The sequence below is a fragment of the Paenibacillus sp. MMO-177 genome (assembly GCF_037147795.1).
Lineage (GTDB): Bacteria > Bacillota > Bacilli > Paenibacillales > Paenibacillaceae > Pristimantibacillus.
Genome location: NZ_JBBCUR010000027.1, coordinates 1 through 1,883, shown reverse-complemented (window position 1 = coordinate 1,883; position 1,883 = coordinate 1). Strand labels below are relative to the sequence as shown.

1 protein-coding gene is annotated in these 1,883 nt (G+C 53.4%); it reads right to left on the bottom strand.

All coding sequences use genetic code 11. The features are described from left to right. Window positions 1–80 precede the first annotated feature (80 nt). Window positions 81–1,472 carry a group II intron reverse transcriptase/maturase gene (gene ltrA, locus WFK81_RS30695; protein ID WP_336791194.1) on the bottom strand — a complete coding sequence of 464 codons (1,392 nt, stop codon included), beginning with the start codon at window positions 1,470–1,472 and terminating at the stop codon, window positions 81–83. Between the last annotated feature and the right edge of the window lie 411 nt (window positions 1,473–1,883).

The following is a 1,883-nucleotide window of genomic DNA, read 5'->3' as shown; positions in this document are numbered from 1 at the left end:
AATCGAGTAGGAGGGGGCGCCTAGCCCCCGTCCTCTCACACCACCGTACATGCGGGTCCGCATACGGCGGTTCCAAATGGTTAACAAAGTTCTAAATAACGAGTAAGTAAACTCTTCAGCCCTTTTGCTTCCCAGTAGGAAGTCGGAAGGGCATTATTTGTGTTTCGAGACATCTCCCATGCACCGCGTCTAGCATTAGCCATTGCGAAGCATGCCCAATTCGGAACGTCCAGCGCCCTTAACTCGCGAATTCGCGTTCGCACCTGTTTCCACTGCTTCCATAGACACATGCGCAATCGTCGGCGAATCCATTTATCGAAGGTTTCACAGTGTGTTTTGGCCGAGGCCAGACGGAAATAGCCAATCCAACCGATGAGATATCGGTTTAATTGCTGAATCCGGCTTTCCATCGACATGGAGCGCGTTCGGTTTGTTAGCTCTCGCACCGTCTCTTTGAATCGTGAAATGGTTTGCGGGGCTAATCGAATCGTCGCTTTCCGGTTACTTAGAAAGCTGAACCCTAGAAACTTGCGGTTCCAAGGTCGGTCCACTGCACTTTTCTCTCGATTCACTTTCAGTTTTAACTTACCTTCCACATAGCGTGTCACCGAATCCATGACTCTTTCTCCCGCGCGTTTGCTGGCTACAAAGATATTACAGTCATCCGCATAGCGGACGAAACGCAATTCTCGTTTCGCTAGCTCCTTGTCCAAATCGTCCAACAGGATGTTCGCTAATAGCGGACTCAGCGGTCCACCTTGCGGCGTTCCCTCTTCTGTTTTCTCAAGCACTCCGTTTGTCATGACTCCTGCATTTAGATAACCTCGGATGAGTTTCAGGACACGTTTGTCCGCCACTTTCCGGGCCACTCTTGCCATGAGCATGTCATGGTTCACTCGATCAAAGAATTTGGACAGATCCATGTCTACCACCCAGCGAAAACCCTCCTGAATGTAGCTTTGCGCTTGCTTTACCGCATCATGCGCTCGCTTTCCGGGGCGAAAGCCATAGCTGTGCTTCGAGAATGCGGGGTCGAAGATTGGATTCATCACTTGCAGAAGTGCTTGTTGGAGGAAGCGGTCCATTACGGTTGGGATTCCGAGCATCCTCGCGCCGCCTCCGGGTTTGGGGATTTCCACCCGTTTGACTGGCTTGGGTCTGTACGTTCCCGCTAGGAGTTCGGCTTTCACCGGTTCCCAGTGTGTTTTCAGGTAAGCCTGTAGATTCGCTACCGTTACACGGTCCACACCGGGTGCTCCTCCGTTTTGCACCACCCGCTTGTAGGCGAGCCTAAGGTTGTCTCCTCGGAGCATTCGCTCCAACAAGTCGTTATTCGCTTCGCGAGAGGAAGGGGCGACTTGTGCCGTCGAAGAACTCGGCGCTCCAACATACCCTGGCAGCTTCACTGCTTCTCTTTGTCGAAAGCTCTCTTGCGAGATATTCTGCTGTCTTTGCTCTTCGTGCGAACGCATCGGTTTCCTCTCTCCTTTTGGTTCGGCCCTTCCGGTTTCCGGCGTCCCGTACTTCCGTACTATGGCCTCTGCTGACTCCTGCGGGTTCAGCGCGGCTTCTCAGCCGCGGTTACGAAGTTTCTTCGCGTCTCCCGCAGGCCTCCCCAGATAAGAACGTCATCTTTCCGCCCGCAGCTACTGGAGTTTACAGGGGAAGCCCTTGGCGACTTTGGATTTCGTCATGTTGTGGTGACTCATCCGACTATCCCTGCCTCAAATCCAGTTCGTGTACCTTAGCTCGTGCTTTTGCCTCCAGCTTCCTTCAGATTCCGCCTCACGGCGGACACCCTTGCTCTTGGCTAACGGTAGGCGTTCGCCAGCCCCCGTTCGGGACTTTCACCCTAGAGATGACGCCCATGCTGGGCGTACACA

Coding starts and splice junctions, on each gene's coding strand:
- ltrA (WP_336791194.1), bottom strand. CDS start 1,472: ATGCGTTCGCACGAAGAGCAAAGACAGCAGAATATCTCGCAAGAGAGC.